Origin of the sequence: Acinetobacter sp. YH12219 (assembly GCF_013417875.1) — a bacterium.
GTDB classification, from domain to species: Bacteria; Pseudomonadota; Gammaproteobacteria; order Pseudomonadales; family Moraxellaceae; genus Acinetobacter; species Acinetobacter amyesii.
The window spans coordinates 172,377-191,788 of sequence record NZ_VPDC01000003.1; the positions used below are offsets into that span (position 1 = coordinate 172,377).

At 39.7% G+C, this 19,412-nt stretch carries 19 protein-coding genes and 1 pseudogene; 9 read left to right on the top strand and 11 right to left on the bottom strand.

The window, feature by feature from the left end:
- Nucleotides 1–2: 2 nt before the first annotated feature.
- Together FTV04_RS03090 and FTV04_RS03095 are read right to left on the bottom strand one after the other, a co-directional pair.
- Nucleotides 3–1,160, bottom strand: a complete 1,158-nt coding sequence (locus FTV04_RS03090; RefSeq protein WP_180088583.1) for a hypothetical protein — start codon at nt 1,158–1,160, stop codon at nt 3–5.
- Nucleotides 1,161–1,309: 149 nt separating this feature from the next.
- Nucleotides 1,310–1,573, bottom strand: a complete 264-nt coding sequence (locus FTV04_RS03095; RefSeq protein ID WP_111885040.1) for a hypothetical protein — start codon at nt 1,571–1,573, stop codon at nt 1,310–1,312.
- A gap of 491 nt (nt 1,574–2,064) precedes the next feature.
- On the opposite strand from FTV04_RS03095, the gene FTV04_RS03100 reads away from it, so the two are divergent.
- From FTV04_RS03100 to FTV04_RS03125, 6 genes and pseudogenes are all read left to right on the top strand, one after another.
- Nucleotides 2,065–2,340, top strand: coding sequence for a hypothetical protein (locus FTV04_RS03100; RefSeq protein ID WP_180088585.1), 276 nt, complete (start codon nt 2,065–2,067; stop codon nt 2,338–2,340).
- A gap of 353 nt (nt 2,341–2,693) precedes the next feature.
- Complete coding sequence (gene pepN / locus FTV04_RS03105; protein WP_180088587.1) at nt 2,694–5,303, top strand: aminopeptidase N; 2,610 nt, start codon at nt 2,694–2,696, stop codon at nt 5,301–5,303.
- Nucleotides 5,304–5,635: 332 nt separating this feature from the next.
- Nucleotides 5,636–5,848, top strand: a complete 213-nt coding sequence (locus tag FTV04_RS03110; RefSeq protein ID WP_180003031.1) for a hypothetical protein — start codon at nt 5,636–5,638, stop codon at nt 5,846–5,848.
- A gap of 225 nt (nt 5,849–6,073) precedes the next feature.
- On the top strand, nt 6,074–6,850 hold the full coding sequence (locus FTV04_RS03115; RefSeq protein ID WP_180049378.1) for a Rossmann-like and DUF2520 domain-containing protein: 777 nt from the start codon (nt 6,074–6,076) through the stop codon (nt 6,848–6,850).
- A 62-nt stretch (nt 6,851–6,912) separates the two neighbouring features.
- The gene (locus tag FTV04_RS03120) at nt 6,913–7,596 is read left to right on the top strand and encodes a class I SAM-dependent methyltransferase (RefSeq protein ID WP_180007317.1); all 684 of its coding nucleotides are present in this window, start codon (nt 6,913–6,915) and stop codon (nt 7,594–7,596) included.
- Between the two features lie 39 nt (nt 7,597–7,635).
- Nucleotides 7,636–8,343, top strand: a pseudogene (locus FTV04_RS03125) (GMC family oxidoreductase); the annotation flags it as partial.
- A 103-nt stretch (nt 8,344–8,446) separates the two neighbouring features.
- On the opposite strand, the gene trmB reads toward FTV04_RS03125, so the two are convergent.
- From trmB to FTV04_RS03140, 3 genes are all read right to left on the bottom strand, one after another.
- On the bottom strand, nt 8,447–9,163 hold the full coding sequence (gene trmB / locus FTV04_RS03130) for a tRNA (guanosine(46)-N7)-methyltransferase TrmB (protein WP_180023891.1): 717 nt from the start codon (nt 9,161–9,163) through the stop codon (nt 8,447–8,449).
- 175 nt (nt 9,164–9,338) lie between these two features.
- Nucleotides 9,339–11,279, bottom strand: a complete 1,941-nt coding sequence (locus tag FTV04_RS03135; RefSeq protein WP_257220954.1) for a sensor histidine kinase — start codon at nt 11,277–11,279, stop codon at nt 9,339–9,341.
- A 289-nt stretch (nt 11,280–11,568) separates the two neighbouring features.
- A complete protein-coding gene (locus FTV04_RS03140; protein WP_180088591.1) occupies nt 11,569–13,011 on the bottom strand; it encodes a SulP family inorganic anion transporter in 1,443 nt (480 codons plus the stop codon).
- 215 nt (nt 13,012–13,226) lie between these two features.
- On the opposite strand from FTV04_RS03140, the gene FTV04_RS03145 reads away from it, so the two are divergent.
- Complete coding sequence (locus FTV04_RS03145; RefSeq protein WP_078188886.1) at nt 13,227–13,838, top strand: glutathione binding-like protein; 612 nt, start codon at nt 13,227–13,229, stop codon at nt 13,836–13,838.
- Nucleotides 13,839–13,905: 67 nt separating this feature from the next.
- Here FTV04_RS03145 and FTV04_RS03150 read toward each other — a convergent pair whose 3' ends face one another.
- From FTV04_RS03150 to FTV04_RS03175, 6 genes are all read right to left on the bottom strand, one after another.
- Nucleotides 13,906–14,478: a hypothetical protein gene (locus tag FTV04_RS03150; RefSeq protein WP_180088593.1), complete on the bottom strand. Its 573-nt coding sequence runs from the start codon at nt 14,476–14,478 to the stop codon at nt 13,906–13,908.
- A gap of 181 nt (nt 14,479–14,659) precedes the next feature.
- Nucleotides 14,660–15,445: a thiazole synthase gene (locus tag FTV04_RS03155; RefSeq protein WP_111885685.1), complete on the bottom strand. Its 786-nt coding sequence runs from the start codon at nt 15,443–15,445 to the stop codon at nt 14,660–14,662.
- A gap of 12 nt (nt 15,446–15,457) precedes the next feature.
- Complete coding sequence (gene thiS, locus FTV04_RS03160; RefSeq protein WP_111885686.1) at nt 15,458–15,655, bottom strand: sulfur carrier protein ThiS; 198 nt, start codon at nt 15,653–15,655, stop codon at nt 15,458–15,460.
- 57 nt (nt 15,656–15,712) lie between these two features.
- Entirely contained in the window at nt 15,713–16,078 is a 366-nt protein-coding gene (locus tag FTV04_RS03165; protein WP_111885687.1) for a DUF423 domain-containing protein, read from the bottom strand.
- Nucleotides 16,079–16,248: 170 nt separating this feature from the next.
- Entirely contained in the window at nt 16,249–17,118 is an 870-nt protein-coding gene (gene rpoH, locus FTV04_RS03170; RefSeq protein ID WP_078188879.1) for an RNA polymerase sigma factor RpoH, read from the bottom strand.
- 143 nt (nt 17,119–17,261) lie between these two features.
- Nucleotides 17,262–17,456: a sulfurtransferase TusA family protein gene (locus tag FTV04_RS03175; RefSeq protein ID WP_078189214.1), complete on the bottom strand. Its 195-nt coding sequence runs from the start codon at nt 17,454–17,456 to the stop codon at nt 17,262–17,264.
- A 415-nt stretch (nt 17,457–17,871) separates the two neighbouring features.
- Here FTV04_RS03175 and FTV04_RS03180 point away from each other — a divergent pair, with 415 nt between their 5' ends.
- Both FTV04_RS03180 and rhlB read left to right on the top strand, forming a co-directional pair.
- Complete coding sequence (locus FTV04_RS03180; RefSeq protein ID WP_005014923.1) at nt 17,872–18,084, top strand: cold-shock protein; 213 nt, start codon at nt 17,872–17,874, stop codon at nt 18,082–18,084.
- Between the two features lie 99 nt (nt 18,085–18,183).
- Nucleotides 18,184–19,335, top strand: a complete 1,152-nt coding sequence (gene rhlB, locus FTV04_RS03185) for an ATP-dependent RNA helicase RhlB (RefSeq protein ID WP_180003018.1) — start codon at nt 18,184–18,186, stop codon at nt 19,333–19,335.
- The last annotated feature ends 77 nt before the right edge of the window (nt 19,336–19,412 follow it).

Here is a 19,412-nt window from a genome sequence, read left to right on the forward strand (position 1 = left end):
CCTTAGCGGGTGAAGTAATGGTCTTGATGTTTACAATTACGGCAGAACAGGGTCACATAATCTGCGGCATCATAATCGACAGAGAGCTCTTGTGAACCACAGTACATGCAGCGCTTTGTGGAATAAAAATTTAATCGAGGTTCGATTTTTTTCCAAGCATGGCGTATCGGTTGCACAAAGATACTTTCATCGAGTCCTAAAAAGTTAAAGAGCAAAATTTCACTCATTTTACTAAACGGTAATTGTGGCGGACGAGGGAGGGTAAAGGTTTCCCATTTTTCCTGTAAGCCACGTTCACGGTATTGCTGTAAGGTCTTTTTTAACAGATTAGTATTAATGAAGTTTTCATTACGTACTTGCAGAGCTTTTTGTTTGTGTAGGTATTCGAGTGCTGACTGAATCATATAGTAAATCTGCCCAACCGCTAGATGGTCGAGTAGGCGATAACAGAACACTTGAAAGCTTTTATTCCCTGCAATTTGAATACCCCATGTCTTACAGTAAAACTGCATGAATTGCACAATTTCTTGGAAAAGTAGGAGATACAAGCACTCTTTCACTTCGTCAGCACTTTTAAAAGGAAGACCCAGAGCTAAATTTTCATAAAACCAATGGCGCAGTTGCTGTGCTACGCTAAAAAGGCTGGGCTCTGAATATCCATCCAAACGGACATTGATATAATACTGTTCAGCTTGTAGTGCATCATCTTTCACAATCAAAATTTGCTCATGCACGAGATGCTTTTTGAGTGATTGTTGGAAGAGATAATTCGGGCTGATGTTGTGGTATTTAATAGCGTCCCAGTCGATAAATTCTTGATGTGCCGTATGTTCTTGGACGTGATTATCCAATAAAGCCAACAAAAAGAGTTTCTGTAAAAAACTCAGTTCACTTAATTCACGTTCAACGATATCTTTATTTTTGAGTTTACGCTGTTCTTGTAAGCGGGTTTCTTTCAGTAGTTTTTTTCGCGCGGCCTGACAGTTTTCACAATGACAGTTGTATTGCTGTTCTGGAAATATTTGATGATGACAGTGGCTACACTGGTAAAAATTAAATTCTTGCTCATCTAATTTTTCAGCATCTACCCAATACATAGATGCACGACACAATGGGCATTGCGTACTTTCATCCATTTGTTTGCGTAGAATATTGAACATGTTGCCAGCGTTTCTTGAAAGGTTAAATTGATTATACACATCTCTGTTTAAAGACGGGTTTGCAATTTCAGTTGCAGCAGCTCAGGCGAGAAGTCGACAAATAAAAAAAGCTGCATAGTGATGATGCAGCTTTTAGTTAGAATGGATTATTAATAGGCGGCTGGGCATGGGATCGATTCGTCCTCCTCTCCAACTTGTTTGGCTTGTATTAAGGCTTGCACTTTTTTAGACGCGACTTTTTTAGTGCCTAATGCACTATATGAGTTAAGTAATGAACTGACCTCAAAGGCTTTGAGTGGAATCCCTTCGCAAGTCATAAACATTGCAATTACTTGATGGTCGATATTTGCAGCATCAAGCGCTTGCAGGGTCTTCATATTTTCAATACGGATGATGTGTTCTTTAATAAACATAATGCACCTCTTTTTGTTTTAGCCTGATGATTTTGCTTTTGGCAATTAAGTAGATGCAAAACGCATGCTCAAATGTTTTGAGTAGACATTTTAAAGCAGATAAACTGTAAATTTATTTGATAAGATATTGAAAATAAAATATTAATCTAAAGGTAACAAAATAATAATGATGAATCCTTTTATCCTAGATGCATTCTCAAAATGCTTAAACTGTTGAAAAAGAAACATCTTGGTGCAAGGTTTAAACAGAAGTATGCAATCAAATCAAATTAGAAGATTGATACAATTCGAGAGCTAAGGTACTTTTGGAAGGAATCACCTAAGCGATTGGATTTGAAAAGTATATTTGTATATATTGAGCTTATAATTTTAATGATCTTAACTTGCAGGACTGAAACAAAGCGGAATCTACTGAAATTGATAGACAGTATATATCAGCTTAATTTCTTAAGGTTTTGATCTTTTTTATCCTTTCTTTGTATGGAATACACATGTCAGACGCACTTAAAAACAGCAATATCACTCGCATGCAATTATATAAGCAGCCACAGGGTACGGTTGGTGCGCTGATTATTGGGCATGATCAAACTTTAGAAAAGACGATCGAGTTACTGGGCCTGGCGCAGCAACATCAAGTATCAAAAATTTATGTGGCGGGTGCGACGGAAGAAATTCAGCAATTCCTCAGCTCAAAAGTCACGGCATTTCAATTTTACTTTGCTGCAGACTATGACAGCGCGCTCGATTTAATTTTCGAAAATCAATAATCCTCTAAGTCTTAAGCAGGAAAGTTTGAGCGCAATAATTTGAACGTACAGATGGATTAAGCACCTGTACTTTCTCTTTCTAGTATATAGGTGCTTTATTTATTTGAGGTAGATATAAAATTTGCATATTGAAGTAGCTGTGCTCAACTCAGGCATTTATTTTGCTTAAACATGGCGAAAATATGTGCCAGCCTTTAAATTATTCTATAAAGATGATTGAAAACAACATGCGCTGAGCCCATATATAAATCATTGTAAATGCGAAGACAGCTTATGCATCTTGTCGTATGATCAAGTCATTCACAATGTGTTCAAAAAGCTGATAAAGCAATAACTAAGGAATAGGACGAGATATGAACATTGCGGCAAATCCAGTGGTCGAAGCAGACCAAACTGTTTATTTAAAAGATTATCAAAAACCATCATTTGTCGTAGATAGTATCGATCTTGATATTCAAGTCTTTGATAAGCATACCAATGTAAATGCAAAATTAGTGATGCAGCGTCAAACTGCTGGGGATTTGGTGTTATTGGGTCGTGATTTGGAACTCAAGTCAATTCGCTTAAATGGTCAAGTTTTGCCAGCAGATGCCTATATTGTAGATGCAGAACAACTGGTAATTTCAAATGCACCTGACCAAGCTGTCATTGAAACCGAAGTCGTGATTCATCCTGAAAGCAATACTCAACTCGAAGGCTTGTACCAAGCGGCAGGCGATTTATTCGTTACCCAAAACGAGCCTGAAGGCTTCCGTAAAATTACCTATTATCCTGACCGTCCTGATGTGCTATCGGTATTTACCACACGTGTCGAAGCGGATAAAAAATTCCCTGTATTACTTGCCAATGGTAATTTGATTGAAGCGGGTGAAACCGGTGAAGGTCGTCATTATACCGTTTGGCAAGATCCAACCAAAAAACCATCGTATCTTTTTGCTTGTGTGATTGGTGATTTGGCGGTACTCAAAGATTCTTACGTAACGTCTGAAGGTCGTAATGTTGCTTTAGAAATCTATGCAGAAGAAAAAGACATTCCAAAATGTCATATTGCGATGGAAGCTTTAAAGCACTCGATGCGTTGGGACGAAGAGCATTATGGTCGTCCTTATGATTTAGACAATTATATGATCGTGGCAACCAGTGCATTTAACATGGGTGCAATGGAAAACAAAGGCTTGAATATTTTCAACACCTCTTGTGTGCTTGCTGATGAAGAATACACCACTGATGCAGCGATCATGCGCGTTCAATCGGTGATTGCACATGAATACTTCCATAACTGGACGGGTAACCGTATTACCTGTCGTGATTGGTTCCAACTATGCTTAAAAGAAGGTTTGACGGTATTCCGTGATCAGTCGTTCTCAGAAGATTTACAATCTGCTGCGGTACAACGAATTGATGATGTTGCTGTGTTAAAAGCACATCAGTTCCCAGAAGATTCAGGCCCGCTTTCACATCCACCGCGTCCAGATCATTTTGTTGAAATTAATAACTTTTATACCGCAACTGTGTATGAGAAAGGTGCGGAAATTAACCGCATGATGGCGACATTGCTAGGCAAAGAAAAATTCCGTGCAGGTACTGACGAATATTTCAAACGCCACGATGGTCAAGCTGTGACTGTTGAAGATTGGGTAGCAGCACTAACAGCGGGTTCAGGTGTAGATTTATCGAGTTTCTTAATTTGGTATAACCAACCCGGCACACCAAAACTTGAAGCAAAAGGTGAGTACGATGCTGCAAATCAAATCTATACTTTAAGCTTGAAACAAAGCTTAAAAGCTCATCCGAAATATCCAAATTTAAAAGCTGTGCCTATTCCTGTGGCTTTGGCATTGTTTGATGCGACGAGTGGTGAACAGTTAGTTCTCAGCTCAGATGCATTGGTTGAAAATGGCATCAAAGATGGCGTGTATTTATTTGATACCGATACTGCAATGATTACATTTAGCGGTGTAAAAACCCAGCCTGTTGTGTCTTTACTGCGTAATTTCTCTGCACCCGTTAATCTTGAATTTAACTATTCAGATAAAGAGCTTGCTTTCCTGATGCAGTACGAGCCGAATGGTTTTAACCAATGGCAAGCCAGCCAAACCTTGTTAGAACGTATTTTGTTAAATGGCCATGATGCCGACATCTATGTTCAAGCTATTCAAAATACATTACCAGCATTGGTTGAGCGTGATCCACTACTTGCTTCACGTTTATTCGATGTACCGACAGAGGGTTATTTAGGTAGCCGTATTGATGCCGACTACAGTCCTGCCCAAGTGCAAGAACAGCGTGAAGCACTTTTAAGTCGTGTGGCACGTGAGTTAGGTGCTTTCTTTAAAGAGACTTATGCAACTTTAGACCCAGATGCGCAGCAAGAATTTTCACAAGCCATGGGTGTTCGTGCATTGAAAAACATCATGTTGAGTATGATGGCACGTCAAGGCGATGCTTCTGTATTTGAATTGGCTTATGAACAATTCAGCTCAACAGGCAATATGTCTGAACGCCTTGGTGCTTTAAAAGTATTGGTTTGGAATGATGCACCACAAGCACAGCAAGCTTTAGAAACCTTCTATACACGCTTTAAAAATGAAGCTTTGTCGATGGACCAATGGTTTATGTTGCAAGCGGCTCATCCGAAAGCAACTGCGGAAACCATCAAAGCACTTACTGCTCATCCTGACTATGACTTGAAAGTACCGAACCGTATTCGTGCGGTTACAGGCGGTTTAAATAGCAATCCTGTTAATACATGGAGCTTTGGTGTGCAGCACATTGTTGAATTGGCAAAATTCCTCGATGAGAAGAATCCAATTGTCGGTTCACGGTTACTGCAAATTTTGTCCCGTTGGTACACTTTGGCAGAACCGCAGCGTAGTGAAGTCAAAGCAAAACTTGAAGCACTTAAACCTGTTGTGAAATCGAAGAATGTGTCAGAAACATTAAACAGTATGTTGAGTGTTTAATCGTTCAACCACATTGTACGATTGATTTGAGTTAAATCAGTCGTACTGAAATGAGCCTATTGCCATGGCTATGGCAGCAGGCTTTTTTATATCCAGTCTTTTTATCCAATCTTTAGCTAGGATTGAAAATCAATCATGTTTAGATGACTGGAACTGAATGATTTTCTCTAATTATTCATTTAAATTGCATAATAATTGCAATACAAATCACATAATGGCGTTACAATGATTTCGGTTTATCCTATTTATAACTGTATGCGGTAAGGCATCCAAGTTTATGAATGTTTAGATATTTTTATCTATTTCATTATGCAAGATTTTTGAGGCGAGTCATGTTAGTTAAGGTTGATGATGGTTTTTATTTAAACTCACATCATATTATTGCAATTCGGATTAATAGAGATTTGCTTGATACCTTTGTTGTTTCGGTAGAATACACACCGAACAGTGTGCAAAACACAGGTGTATTTGAAAAGAAATTCAATGCGCGCCGTGACGCAGAACAATACCTACAGACTCTGAATCAAATCATTGGTAAATCGTAAAAGCTAAAGTGCATATCGAATATTGTCTAGATTGAAAGCGATATGATATGCATTAGACTTAGATTGACGTCTAGCAAAAGGGATGAAACGCATCCCTTTTTTTGTGCTTATCTGAGCGAAACTAATGTGAAGAATTGAAAATAAATCATTCTATCGATACAACTCGATTTGCACGTCCGATATTTTCCTGACATGCTGTAGCCATCGAAAATGAGTTAAAACTATATGCGAATCAGTATTGTGGGTGCAGGTCGTGTTGCACATCATTTGCTCAAAGTACTTCATCCACAACATCACATTGTGCAAGTATATGCACGAAATCTCGAAAAGGCAGAAAAACTTGCAGCAAGTGTAGGTGCAGAAGCCATTCATACCCCAAATAAGTTGAATGCTGAGATTGATCTTTTGATCATTGCGGTGAGCGACCAGTCGATTGCAACCGTTATTCAGCAAGTTACAGCCTATCTGCCACAGGTTTTGATCGTGCATACTTCAGGTAGCACCAATATCACGGTACTGACCCAGCAACATTTGCGAGCAGGGGTGTTTTATCCTTTACAAACCTTTAGTTTAGATCGAGATGTGGACTGGACGTCTACACCGATCTTTGTAGAAGCCGCGGATTCTACAGATTTGAGGACACTAACAGATTTAGCAAACAGCATGAGTCAAAGGGTTTATCAATATGATTCGGCACAACGTTTAAGTCTGCATCTTGCTGCGGTGTTCGCATGTAATTTTAGTAATTATTGTTATGACATGGCAAAGCAGGTTGTCGATGCAAAATACGTCGATTTTAGCTTGCTTTATCCATTGATTTTAGAGACAGCGAAGAAAGCCACTCAGGCTGAACCACGGAACATGCAAACAGGCCCTGCAATGCGTGGAGATCAAAATATCATGCAGATGCATGCCAATATGCTTGAGCAAGCTGATCAAGTCGACCTGAAAGCGGTCTATGAAATGTTGAGTCAGCAGATTTTTGAACTTCATCAGAAATAAATAATCCATATAGAACAATGAATATTTATTAGCTTAGACATACATGTCAAACAGGATGTTACATGGCAAAAGATTTTAATAGTCCGCAAGTGGTCGAAAGTTATGATGCACATATACGAAAATTAATTCCCGGCTATGAACTTGTCCATCAACAGATTCAGGCGGTGTTGAATTGCCATGTCGCTGAAGATGCCCATGTACTGATCATTGGATGTGGGACGGGCTATGAATTGGGCTATCTCATGGCCTTGAATCCAACATGGTCATTTACCGTTACAGAATTGTCTGAAAATATGCTGAATCAAACACGGCAACGCGTTGAAGCCGCTGGACAGTTGCATCGCGTCAATTTTGTTTTGGGCAGTCATACTGCTTTTGAGGAAGTAAGTTGTTTTGATGCGGTGCTGAGTATCTTGGTGACGCATTTCATTGCGTTGTCAGAGAAAACGAATTTTTTAGCAAAAGCATTTGAGCTGCTTAAACCGCAGGGCATTTTTTTAAGTTTTGACTTGATGCAAACTCATTCGAATTTTGAGCAGCGTGTCCTGCCTGAATTTTGCCAAATGCAAGGTTTATCTGCTGCGCAAGCGACAAAAATGATGCAGCGTTTAGAAGATGATTTTGAACTGATTAGCCAGCAGCACTATCAAAGCTTACTGACGGAAATAGGCTTTGATCAAATTTATTGTTTCAGTCAAATCTTTAGCTATGCGGCTTACAGTGCTTTTAAAACGTCTATGGATTAAAAGAATAAAGACCAAGTTTTGAGTGTATTAAATCCATCGATCATTGAATACCAAGGCACATTTGGCGTGTCCTTACCTGGCTCAATTGATATGTTCAAGCAGTTCAGTCGCTATCGTAAGGAACGACGGGGTATGATTGCTTCAAATTTTGCAGAATGTGGTGGTTTTCTAAAGTCTTCACCCGATTTAGCCATTCCAAATTTGCAATTACACTTTGTCGTGGCGTTAGTAGATGACCATGCACGGAAATTTCATGCAAGTCATGGTTTGTCGTGTCATGTGTGTCTGCTCAATCCAAGAAGTCGCGGCACGATTAAACTAAGTGGTTCTAGTGTCAATGATCCATTATTGATTGATCCAAACTTTTTAGGGGATGAACAGGATTTAGAAGATTTGGTACAAGGCTTTAAGTTGACGCAGCAATTAATGATGTCGCCGTCTTTATCGAGTCATTATCAGCAAGATTTATTTACCTCACTGGTCAAAACAGATGATGATATACGTGCAATCTTACGTCAGCGTGTGGATACGGTTTATCACCCTGTCGGTAGTTGTAAGATGGGTGTGGATGAGATGTCTGTGGTTGACCCTGAATTGAAAGTCTACGGGATTCAAAACCTTCGTGTCGTCGATGCATCTATCATGCCTTCTGTGGTGAATGGCAATACCAATGCACCGACAGTGATGATTGCTGAAAAAGCCGTGGATATGATTCGACAAAGTCAGCTCCAAGCGCAAGTAGCTTAGTGGTTATTCATTTTATGTGATTTGATACAATACAGATAAATCTTAGATCAAAAACAGCAATAAAAAACCACCGCTAACGGTGGTTTTTTGCTTTATTCAAAAATTAATATACTTTTTTGAAGATGAAGTCATTAATTTTATGGCCTGCTTCAATTCCGCGACGTTCAAACTTAGTTTGCGGACGCCAGTCTGGACGAGGGTAGCTATTGCCTTTACCTGCAAGGTTTTCAAGACGTGGACGTTCTTCAAGTACTTCGATCATCCATTCAGCATACGGTTCCCAGTCAGTCGCTGAGTGGAATGTACCGCCGATTTCTAATTTTTCTTCAACCAATGGCATACGGTCATGAGATACAAAACGACGTTTGAAATGACGTTTTTTCTGCCATGGATCTGGGAAGTATAATTGCACAGTGTTAATACTATTATCTGGCATTTCACGTAGCACTTGGATGGCATCAGCATCTAATACTCGAAGGTTAGTTAAACCTGCAAGACCTGCTTCATACACACATTGAGCGATACCCGGAACATGTACTTCAATGCCGACAAAGTTACGTTCTGGGTTTGCTTTTGCCATCAGTACCAAAGAGCGACCCATACCAAAACCGATCTCAACAGTTAATGGACGTTCAGGGTGTTCAAAATGCTGACGCAAATCCCCAACAGGATATTCCAAAATTAGATGACCATATTGTTCCAGCGCAGTACGTTGCGAAGTATTAAGTGGCGCAGAGCGGCGCATAAACGTCACGATTTCACGGTGTTCGTTTAGGTTATCCAGATCTACAGCGTGCTGGTCTAATTGATCGTTCGACATAACTTTGGCAAATGTAAAAAATTCGAATGCGGTATTTTAAGTCCTGAGTTGCACAAGTCAAATTTTTTACCGTGAATATATCCGCTTTTTGCTCAATCTCACCGACGGAAGCCGTGCTGAGCATTTGCCATGTACAGTGAATTACTTAGCTCAAAAGTCATGAATTAACATTAATCTAGGCTGTTTTTTCATCAAGATCTTCACTGTCAGCACCATCAGGTTTAAATGGCAAAATGGCCTCAATAACGGTACAACCCGGCTGTGACTGTATTTTAAATTCACCACCGATACGATGGATTCGTGTTTGCATACTATGTAGGCCGACATGTAGGCCTTGCTCAACTTCGTCAGGGTTGAAGCCGATACCGTTATCTTCAATACGTAATATCAGTTGAGTCTCTGTTTCGCACAAACTGACCTGAACTTTGCTTGCCTGACTATGCTTTAGAATATTGGTCAGGGTTTCTTCTGCGACACGAGTCAAATTGAGACATTGGGTCGCAGAGGGTGAGTGAATCCATTCGGTAGCAAATTTCCAGCTTGAGCTCATGTCTAATTCTTCAAAGAGCTGTACAAAGCGATGGCGAATCGGCGCCGCCCATTCGATCGGGGTGTCTGGAACTTTCGTCCCTATACTTGAACCCGAATCGATGACTTGTCTTAAATCATTACGGAACAGTTTAAGCATCGACATGATTTGTGGTTTTTCAATTTTGTCATTTTGTTCTAACAGTAAAATTGAACGGACAATTGATCCGCCTAAACCATCATGTAAGTCATGAGATAAATGAATTCGTTCTTGAAGTCGTGCATTTTCAAGCGCGAGTTGATGTTGTTGACCAAGTGAGGTAGCGAGTTTCAGTTCAGCTCGTTGTACATTTTCAGTTAAGGTCTTATTAAAACGCTCAATTTGACGGGTGTGTCGAGCTAAACGCAAAGCCAGTACGCCGCCCAAAACGAGGGTGGTTAGTGGGCCAGTATATGGTGAGAGCGCATGGCCTTCCATGGTCATCATAAAGTGCGCATCATGTACCGCAATCGGCAAATAAATCAGATACAGCGTTGCAAGCAAATAGGTTTCAGCCATTTTGGCTTTATACGCCAAGTAGGGGTAGCTAATACATTTGGCCACAAAGACCAAAACAAAGAAGCTAAAACAAATTTGGATGACGGTCTTTAAATAAGCCTCTGGTGCAAAACCGATACAGAGTGCTGCGATAGTGGCAAGGCTTAATAACAGCTTTTGAATTTTCGGGAAAGGATGGTTTGCAAAATACCACGCACCAATACAGCCAAAAACCGTATAAAAACAGAAAATGATATTTTGTAGGCGGTCGACCTGTACGGTGGTTAGAAATGAAATTGGTCCATTAAAAATAATACACAGGCTATAAAATACCCAAGCCATGCCTGTGATGGTTAACCATAAGTAAGCTCTTTCATTACGATTGGCGAGCCATGCTAAAAAAAAGAACACAGCCACGACGAAATTAATCATCGTATTGAGTTCGACTAATTGTCGTTGTTCGAGTAACCAAATTTTAAAGGTGTCATAGACTTGCTGGTATTCCCCAATTCGAACTGAACTGAGTCCTGATTTTTGGGTCACTGAACCATACACTTGCACCCAAATGGTATTAACACCTTGCTTTAAACTCGAGCTAGGCAAGTTCAAAATTCTTGGTTGATGTTGGCTTCGTGAAAAATGTTCTGCTGAAATGTAATCTTGCCAAAGTAGGGCATCGTTGATATAAACCCGACCACTTTGGGTGATGCCTTGTATAGCGATAGCAATGGGTTGATTTAACTGATGGAGGTCACAGTTCAACTTAAATTGGATTTTGTACCAAGCGATACCATGATAATCCGGCCAACGTTTATTCCAAGTGTCTGGAAGCTTTTGCAGATTTTGCCAACCTGTACGTGGGCGCTCTTGCTCGACAGCGCTTTTAGCTGTGGCAATATGGGTAATTTCAACAGGACAATGACTGCTTGAGATCTGTGGGGTGGCATTGGCAAAACTGGGTATAGCGATACAACATAGCAGGCAAAATAGACTCGCTAAGACCAGCAGCCGATTTGCTTGAATGCAGTGTTGTGACCAAAACCATACCATCAAAATTCCCCCAATTTTGTGTATCCACAATTTAAAAAAATAAATAGAAAGTCACATCAAATCTTTGTTTTATTATTGATAGTTATAATTTTATGAGATGAATTATACAGTTAAATCGAATGAATGGTGAATTTTTCTCTTTTTTATAGGCTTGGTATTTGATGTAATGTCATTACAAATGAGACTTTGATTATTGAAACCCTTTGCTATATACATCCTGCATAGGGTTTCAATAGGTCACACTTTATTGAAAATTGATTTGATTCAAAGTGAATATTTCAAAAACCCATTAGTCACTGACACGGTCAAGTAAAGTGCTACTTGCTTCATTTAAGCCAAAAACCTCTACTTGAATCTGTTTTGACTCAAATTTTTGTACGACATTCTTCAAAATATTAACGGAAGTAATATCCCAAATATGGGCATGGCTCAGATCAATTCGCACTTGACTAACCGTCTCCTGAAAATCAAAAAATTGATAAAAACTCTCAGAGCTACTAAAGAAAATTTGCCCATAGACCGTGTAACTACGGATGTTGTTTTTAAGTTCTGATGTAACTTTTACCGAGCTTTCCAGTTGATTAATAATAAACAACGCAGAGAGGAGCACACCAACCAATACGCCAAGCGCCAAATTATGTGTTGCAAGCACCACGATCACCACAGTAATCATCACGACATTAAAAGACATTGGATGCTTTGAAAATTGCTTGACTGAATTCCATTGGAACGTAGTGAATGACACCATGACCATAATTGCGACTAAGGCAGCCATTGGGACATAGGCCAACCAGTCTTTTAAGAACACCACCAAACACAACAAAAATATACCTGCAACCAAAGTGGAAAGGCGAGTTCGCGCGCCAGAATTAACATTAATAATCGACTGCCCAATCATGGCACATCCAGCCATGCCGCCCATAAAGCCACTGACAATATTGGCAATCCCTTGACCACGACATTCCTGATGACGATCTCCTTCAGTTCCAGTGACTTCATTGATCACTGTCGTGGTCATCATGGTTTCTAATAGGCCAACTGTTGCAAGGGTGATGGAATAGGGGAAAATAATCGTGAGGGTTTCAAGATTAAAAGGAATGTCAGGAATCAAGAAAATAGGTAAAGTCTCTGGGAACTTACCCAAATCACTCACAGTACGCAGGTCTGCACCTAAAAATAATGCCAAACCACTGAGGACAATAATGCAAATCAGTGGTGATGGAATGGCCTTGCCAATTTCCGGTAGGTGAGGAAACAGATAAATAATCGCAAGCCCTAAAAGCATAAAGATATAGCCCAAACTATCCATCTTTGACATTTCAGGTAGCTGTGCGACAAAAATCAAAATCGCGAGTGCATTTAAAAAACCATACACTACTGACTGCGAGACGAAGCGCATAAGTTTTGCCACTTTAAAATAACCAGCAATGATTTGTATGACACCAGTTAAAACCGTGGCAGCCAAAAGGTATTGCAAACCATGATCTTTGACCAATGTGATCATAAGTAAGGCCATCGCACCCGTAGCAGCTGAAATCATTGCTGTACGACCACCAAATAAGGCAATGGTCACGGCGATACAAAACGAAGCGTACAAACCAACCTGAGGGTCAACCCCAGCAATAGCTGAAAAGGCGATCGATTCTGGAATTAGCGCCAGTCCAACTACTAAGCCAGCGAGCACATCGGTACGAATATTGGAAAACCATTGTTCTTTTTTAAGTTGTAACACGGTAACTTTTCATCAAATCTTAAACGCGGCTATGTTAAAACAACTGAGTATAAAAATGCATAACAGATTGACTTGAAATCTTCTTGATTATGGACAATAGTCAATGAGTATATGTGTTTCAGCATTTACGCTTTTTTGCAATTTACAGGTTTGATCACTTGAAAGTTTGACAGAAGAGATTTAAAACATTGAATAGTACATAACAAGGATCAGATATGAAGCTTTATTATTCTCCAGGTGCATGTTCATTAGCATCACATATAATTTTAAATGAAATTAATGTCGATTTTGATTTGGTCCGTGTTGACCTAAAAAACCATAAAACAGAAAAAGGGGTGGATTATTACGAGATCAACCCAAAAGGTTATGTACCTGCATTAGAAATTAACCCAGGTTTGATCCTGACCGAGAACGTGGCCATTTTACCGTTTCTTGCACAGCATGATCCAAAACAAGATTTAATTCCGCCATCAGGTTTAGGTCGTGCCAAAGTTTTAGAATGGCTTGGCTATTTGAACTCAGAATTACATGATGCTTATGCCGTATTCTTTGGTGCTCCACTAGATGCAGACGCTAAAGAAAAAGCTTATGCAGAAATTGATCGTTTATTGACATACATCGATAAAGCGATTGGTGAATCGGATAACGACTATTTAGTTGATGATAACTTTGGCCCTGCAGATGCCTATCTCTTTGTACTGACAAATTGGTCAAATGGCATCGGACATGATTTAACGCCATATAAAAATATCATTGCATTGCGTAACAAAGTTGCAGAGCGTCAATCAGTTCAAATTGCGATGCGTGATGAAGGATTAATTCCTTAAGTTGTGTATTCAAATTGAATTAAAAAAAACCGCCGAAATTGGCGGTTTTTTATTGCTCGGGTTCAACTTAGTACTCGAACTGTGTATAGAAATCATCAAAGTTAATATTTTTAAGCGTCAGTTGCTGTGGTGTTTTGAAGGTTGACCATTTGATTTGAGTTTTGGCATCTTCAAACATATTGCCGCCTACAATTTCTTTACGTTTTAAGGTCGAAAAATTATAGCTTTTCGATGTTTCTTCACCAGAAGCGCGGTGAAAGCTATTGTAATCAAAACCAATCAGATCAAAGCGTTGATTTTGCCAACGGAAGGTATAACTATGTCGGGGCCATTCCCAGCCACCACAAGCCATAAAATAACTAAAATGAACGAGTAAATTGCCTTTACTGATTTGGATGTCTTCTGCTTCAGCAAGTGGGTCAAGTAAGCATGAATTGGGCTGCTGAGCGACAGGGATGCTGTTGTTTTCAACGATACGTTGATATCCCTTTGCGGTTTTAAAAAACACGATGAGTTTTCGTGGATGGTTGTGAACGACTTTGCCATCGTCATCATAGGTCGCCACATCGACTTTTTGTTTTTCCACGATCATCGCAATATCTGGCTTTTGATCTTTGTTTAGGTCGCCAGTCGTAGCCATCAAAATGTTCCAACCTTGCGGTGCAAGTGATTTGGTTGTGCAGGGCACTTGGGCTGACAGCCAACTAGATGCGGCACAAAGACTCAAAGTACAAAATATATGGGATATTTTCATTATTATCAGGTTTGCAAAATCAAAAAAAGGACTCAATAGAGTCCTCTTTTATACCGTGAATGAGTTCTTATTTAAAGAAGTATCCAGTTTCAGGTGAACTGGCATTTGCCATGCGTTTACGAGGCATACGTCCTGCTAGGAAAGCTTCACGACCTGCTTCAACTGCTTTTTTCATCGCTGAAGCCATCAGAACAGGGTTTTGTGCAGCTGCAATTGCTGTATTCATTAATACGCCATCACAGCCCAATTCCATCGCTATCGCTGCATCACTTGCAGTACCCACACCAGCATCGACCAAAACAGGTACTTTGGCATTGTCTTTAATGATCGAAATGGTGTGTGGGTTGAGAATACCTAAACCTGAGCCAATAAGGCTACCTAAAGGCATAATCGCTACACAGCCCATGCTTTCGAGTTCTTGTGCCACAATTGGGTCGTCTGAGGTATAAACCATGATTTCAAAGCCATCGTCAATCAACGTGCGTGCAGCTTTTAAAGTCTCAGTAATATTTGGATATAGGGTTTTCTCATCCCCTAAAACCTCAAGTTTAACCAGATTGTGACCATCTAATAGTTCACGCGCCAACATGCAAGTACGGACCGCACTGTTCGCATCGAAACAACCTGCTGTATTTGGCAAAATCGTATATTTCTCAGGTGGAACCACTGAAAGCAAGTTCGGCTGGTCTGGATGCTGACCAATATTCACACGGCGAATGGCAACGGTCACAATTTCAGCACCACTGGCTTGAATGGCCTGGTCAGTTTCCGTTAAGTCCTTGTACTTACCTGTACCAACTAAAAGTCGTGAATTAAATGTACGTGAACCAATGATTAGGGGTGTATCTTCCATGGGAGCTCCATTTTAGCCGCCACCTACGGCATGAATAATTTCAATATGATCTTGCTCTGCAATTGGGGTTTGTTCCAATTTACTTTTCGAGATGATCATTTCATTTTTTTCAACAGCGAAGCGTTTGCCTTCCAGTTGTAATTGTTGAACCAATTGCAAGAGGTTGACACATTCGGTTTGTGTAGCTTCGCCGTTTAAATAGATTTGCATTTGTGGATTCCGTTCTTGCTGCCTTACCTATTGAGTAAGGCCAATATCTGTTGTTAATTATTTTGCGTATTTAAATGCATTCCAGGCCAATATAAGCCATCCAGCAATCATTAACGCTCCACCAATTGGAGTAATGGCACCGAGACTGCGTGGTAAACCTAGAGCCATCACATATAAAGAACCACAGAAGAAGAAAATACCAATTTGTATAAGTAGGAAACTGGCTTTTATTGGAAGTTGGGGAATGACTTTGGATAAGATCGCGAGGGCAAGTAAGCCCAGTGCATGATAAAAGAAATAGTCCGTTGCAGTTTGCCACCAAGCCAATTGGGCTTCAGTCGCGCGAGCTTTTAATCCGTGTGCACCAAAGGCACCAAGCATTACAGCAAAAGCTAAGTTAAGTGCGGAAATAGCAATCCACATGTGCATTCACCTTAACAAAATTTGCGCATAACCATAGCATATTTAGCACGCAGGGTTAAAGCAAAAATGCCCAAAGTTTTTGTGTTGTAGCTTGTCATTCAATACTATTTAGACATAAAAAAAAGAGCATCGAAATGCTCTTTTTAAGAATGACTGGAAAAGCCTTCAACTTAGTTTGAGGACATTGCGACTTTAATTTTTTCCATCGCATTTTTTTCCAACTGACGAATACGTTCAGCAGATACATTATATTCCGCCGCCAATTCATGCAGCGTCGACTTTTCGTCATCTAACCAGCGACGTTGTAAGATGTTACGTGAACGGTCATCCAACTGATCCATGGCTTCATGTAAAGCTGAAGTGCTTTGTTCTTCGTAATCTTCATCTTCCGCTAAACGCGCAGGGTCGTAACGGTTATCTTCGAGATAAAGGGCAGGAGCGACATGGGTCGAACCTTCATCGTCGTCATCACCTTGAGCTTCAAAGGCAGCATCATAAGCGGTTAAACGGCCTTCCATTTCCAAGACTTGTTCAGGTGTTACATTTAAGTCATTGGCAATCGACTGTGCTTCAGCCAAAGTTAATTTTTTAGATGACTTTTTTAAGCTACGTAGATTAAAGAATAATTTACGCTGCGCTTTAGTGGTCGCAATTTTGACAATACGCCAGTTACGAATCACATATTCATGAATTTCTGCTTTAATCCAATGCACAGCAAAAGATACGAGACGTACGCCCATGTTTGGGTCAAAACGTTTTACCGCTTTCATTAAGCCCAAGTTACCTTCTTGAATCAGGTCACCTTGTGGCAAGCCGTAGCCTGCATAGCTACGTGCGATATGCACAACAAAACGAAGATGCGACATTACTAGCATTTTAGCTGCGTCTAAATCTTGGTCATAATAATAACGCTCGGCCAGCTCTTTTTCTTGTTCGGCCGATAAAATTGGAATCTGATTAACAGTACTAATATAAGCACCAAGATTCACCCCAGGTGCCGATAATGACAGGGGCATCAATTGATTGCTGCTGTCACTCATGTTTTCTCCTTGAGAACTAAAAATGGGTAAGCCCAATAACTAAGATTCATCTTAATCCAATATTTCCGTAAATTATGGAAAATTGGGTATAGAAATGTAAACTTTTATTCAATTATGAAGCAATTTAGTTTAACTGAATCTTTTTAAGATTCAATTAAGTAATGAAACTCAGAATCTGAAATTTTGCGCATTTCACAGTTTAACTGATGTATTTGACAGTATCGTGATACATCTTGTTGGCTGTGCGGATCGGATGACTTTAACAATAAAGATTGGTCTGGACTTTTCTTTAAAGCTTTTTTGAGCATCAATAGTGGCATCGGGCAGGGTTTACCCATTGCATCTACAGTTAAAAGCGAATTTTGGCTGTCACTCACGAAGCAGATCCAACATGTTTACATTTCAATGGAAATATTAGCAAATACAGTGCCAAATCCCAACCTAAAATAGGTAAAAATCCTTTGTGATTTATAACTCAAACGATGTGAAAAAATAAGAATATTCAAAAGGAAAATAGATCAAAAAAATCTATTAATTGCGGTAAACCCGTGTTAAGCTCGTTGCGTTGTTAAGATTTTTGTTGGCTGTGAAGCCTCTTAACTCTTGATATATTTGGATGTAACCGGGATTTTGTTGATAGTTTTACAGAATGATTACAAGCTTAGAAATAAAAATATTTTTTTTAACCTTGTTTGGTCTGCTGTTTGCAACACCGGGTGGTCCTTCTTTTTTAAATACGATAAGGATTAACTTATGACAGCTCGTGAACAAGGCGTTGTTAAATGGTTCAACGACACTAAAGGCTTTGGCTTTATTCAACGTAACGGCGGCGACGACGTATTCGTTCATTTCCGCGCAATTATGGGCGAAGGCCACCGTTCACTTCGTGACGGCCAACGCGTAGAATTCAGCGTTGTTAAAGGTCAAAAAGGCTTCCAAGCTGAAGAAGTACAACCTTTAGACTAATCGTCTGAATGTACTCAAAAACGCTCCAATGTAAATTGGGGCGTTTTTTGTTTATAATGCTTCAGCAATTTTGTGATTATTCAATTAGGGCACATCTATATGTCATCAGGTTTTGAAACCTTAAATTTACATCCGAACCTTAAAAAAGCCATTGATGCTTTGGGTTTTAAGGATATGACGCCTATTCAGCAAAAGGTTTTAAAATTTACATTGGCTGGACATGACGCTATTGGTCGTGCTCAAACTGGTACTGGGAAGACTGCGGCTTTCTTGGTCAGTGTGATCAATGACTTGTTGAATAATCCAATTAAGGAACAGCGTTATCGTGGTGAACCGCGTGCATTGATTCTTGCACCAACCCGTGAGCTTGCATTGCAAATTGAAAGTGATGCTAAAGAATTAGTGAAATACACTGATCTCAATGTCATGACTTTGCTCGGTGGGGTAGATTTTGATAAGCAAAAAAATCTATTAAATCGTAATTTTGTCGACATTATGGTTGCAACCCCAGGTCGCTTAATTGACTTTGTGGAACAAAAAGAAGTTTGGCTCGATCAAATTGAATTTTTAGTGATTGATGAAGCTGACCGTTTATTAGATATGGGCTTTATCCCATCTGTAAAACGTATCGTGCGCTTTTCACCACGTAAAGAACAACGACAAACTTTGATGTTCTCTGCAACATTTAGTTATGATGTTTTAAATTTGGCACAGCAATGGTTGTTTGAACCAGTAACTGTTGAAATTGAACCTGAGAAAAAAACCAATGCAGATGTAGAGCAACGTGTCTACATGGTGGCGAAGTCTGATAAATATAAATTATTGGAAGACATCTTACGTGATGAACCAATTGAAAAGGTCATGATCTTTGCCAACCGTCGTGATCAAGTGCGTAAACTTTATGATCATCTCAAAAAAGACGGTTATAAAGTGGTGATGTTGTCAGGTGAAATCGCTCAAGATAAGCGTTTGAAAATGCTTGATCAGTTCAAAAATGGTCAACATAACATCATGATTGCAACAGACGTTGCGGGTCGTGGTATCCATGTCGATGGTGTTTCTCATGTCGTGAACTTCACACTTCCTGAACAGTCTGATGATTATGTACACCGTATCGGTCGTACAGGTCGTGCAGGTACTCGTGGTGTGAGTATTAGTTTCTTGTCTGAAGATGATGCTTTTTCACTGCCTGAAATTGAAAAAGCCATTGGTCAAAAATTACCTTTAACCCGTTTAGACGGTTATTGCTAATTTTGCTTCTAAAAAGCCTGCAGATTTGCAGGCTTTTTTATTTCATGTCGACTATTTCATTTTGAGTTAATGACAAA

What these genes read in the sequence shown, in the direction of transcription:
- FTV04_RS03095 (WP_111885040.1), bottom strand. Translation starts at nt 1,573, where the DNA reads ATGTTTATTAAAGAACACATCATCCGTATTGAAAATATGAAGACCCTG.
- FTV04_RS03180 (WP_005014923.1), top strand. Translation starts at nt 17,872, where the DNA reads ATGACAGCTCGTGAACAAGGCGTTGTTAAATGGTTCAACGACACTAAA.
- FTV04_RS03115 (WP_180049378.1), top strand. Translation starts at nt 6,074, where the DNA reads ATGCGAATCAGTATTGTGGGTGCAGGTCGTGTTGCACATCATTTGCTC.
- FTV04_RS03150 (WP_180088593.1), bottom strand. Translation starts at nt 14,478, where the DNA reads ATGGCTACGACTGGCGACCTAAACAAAGATCAAAAGCCAGATATTGCG.
- FTV04_RS03175 (WP_078189214.1), bottom strand. Translation starts at nt 17,456, where the DNA reads ATGGGTAAACCCTGCCCGATGCCACTATTGATGCTCAAAAAAGCTTTA.
- pepN (WP_180088587.1), top strand. Translation starts at nt 2,694, where the DNA reads ATGAACATTGCGGCAAATCCAGTGGTCGAAGCAGACCAAACTGTTTAT.
- FTV04_RS03100 (WP_180088585.1), top strand. Translation starts at nt 2,065, where the DNA reads ATGTCAGACGCACTTAAAAACAGCAATATCACTCGCATGCAATTATAT.
- FTV04_RS03110 (WP_180003031.1), top strand. Translation starts at nt 5,636, where the DNA reads ATGTTAGTTAAGGTTGATGATGGTTTTTATTTAAACTCACATCATATT.
- rpoH (WP_078188879.1), bottom strand. Translation starts at nt 17,118, where the DNA reads ATGAGTGACAGCAGCAATCAATTGATGCCCCTGTCATTATCGGCACCT.
- rhlB (WP_180003018.1), top strand. Translation starts at nt 18,184, where the DNA reads ATGTCATCAGGTTTTGAAACCTTAAATTTACATCCGAACCTTAAAAAA.
- trmB (WP_180023891.1), bottom strand. Translation starts at nt 9,163, where the DNA reads ATGTCGAACGATCAATTAGACCAGCACGCTGTAGATCTGGATAACCTA.
- FTV04_RS03120 (WP_180007317.1), top strand. Translation starts at nt 6,913, where the DNA reads ATGGCAAAAGATTTTAATAGTCCGCAAGTGGTCGAAAGTTATGATGCA.
- FTV04_RS03145 (WP_078188886.1), top strand. Translation starts at nt 13,227, where the DNA reads ATGAAGCTTTATTATTCTCCAGGTGCATGTTCATTAGCATCACATATA.
- FTV04_RS03090 (WP_180088583.1), bottom strand. Translation starts at nt 1,160, where the DNA reads ATGTTCAATATTCTACGCAAACAAATGGATGAAAGTACGCAATGCCCA.
- thiS (WP_111885686.1), bottom strand. Translation starts at nt 15,655, where the DNA reads ATGCAAATCTATTTAAACGGCGAAGCTACACAAACCGAATGTGTCAAC.
- FTV04_RS03135 (WP_257220954.1), bottom strand. Translation starts at nt 11,279, where the DNA reads ATGGTATGGTTTTGGTCACAACACTGCATTCAAGCAAATCGGCTGCTG.
- FTV04_RS03155 (WP_111885685.1), bottom strand. Translation starts at nt 15,445, where the DNA reads ATGGAAGATACACCCCTAATCATTGGTTCACGTACATTTAATTCACGA.
- FTV04_RS03165 (WP_111885687.1), bottom strand. Translation starts at nt 16,078, where the DNA reads ATGTGGATTGCTATTTCCGCACTTAACTTAGCTTTTGCTGTAATGCTT.